1 protein-coding gene is annotated in these 886 nt (G+C 54.1%); it reads left to right on the top strand.

Annotated elements, in window-relative coordinates; translation table 11 throughout:
* Positions 1-886: reverse transcriptase domain-containing protein (locus J1784_RS00300; protein WP_274387287.1), on the top strand; the 886-nt coding region annotated here is incomplete at both ends.

An 886-nucleotide genomic window follows, 5' to 3' on the forward strand; every position in this document is an offset into this window, starting at 1 on the left:
GAGCTGCAAATCCTCAGGGATGAATTACTCTCAGGTCACTACCAGCCCTTGCCCGCCAGACGGGTTTACATCCCTAAAAGCAACGGCAAACTGCGACCACTGGGTATCCCCGCGTTGCGGGATCGCATTGTTCAGCGGGCCATGCTGATGGCGATGGAGCCGATATGGGAGAGTGATTTTCATACGCTCTCATATGGCTTCCGACCTGAGCGCAGTGTCCACCACGCGATCCGCACGGTGAAATTACAGCTCACCGACTGCGGTGAAACACGGGGACGCTGGGTGATTGAAGGCGACCTGTCCAGTTACTTCGACACCGTACATCATCGACTACTGATGAAGGCTGTACGCCGCAGGATCAGTGACGCACGTTTCATGACTCTGCTGTGGAAAACCATCAAGGCGGGACATATTGATGTCGGTCTCTTTCGGGCGGCCAGTGAAGGTGTGCCACAGGGTGGCGTAATATCGCCGTTGCTGTCGAATATCATGTTGAATGAGTTCGATCAATACCTGCATGAGCGCTACCTGAGCGGGAAAGCCAGAAAAGATCGGTGGTACTGGAATAACAGTATCCAGCGGGGCCGAAGTACGGCGGTCAGAGAAAAATGGCAGTGGAAACCCGCGGTGGCGTACTGCCGCTATGCCGATGATTTTGTCCTCATCGTCAAAGGCACCAAAGCACAGGCGGAAGCCATCAGGGAGGAGTGTCGGGGTGTGCTCGAAGGCAGTCTGAAACTCAGGCTGAACATGGATAAGACTAAAATCACCCATGTTAATGACGGTTTTATCTTTCTGGGGCACAGGATCATTCGCAAACGCAGTCGTTATGGCGAGATGCGAGTGGTCTCAACGATCCCGCAGGAGAAAGCCAGAAACTTCGCCG

Source organism: Rahnella ecdela (assembly GCF_019049625.1).
Lineage (GTDB): Bacteria > Pseudomonadota > Gammaproteobacteria > Enterobacterales > Enterobacteriaceae > Rahnella > Rahnella ecdela.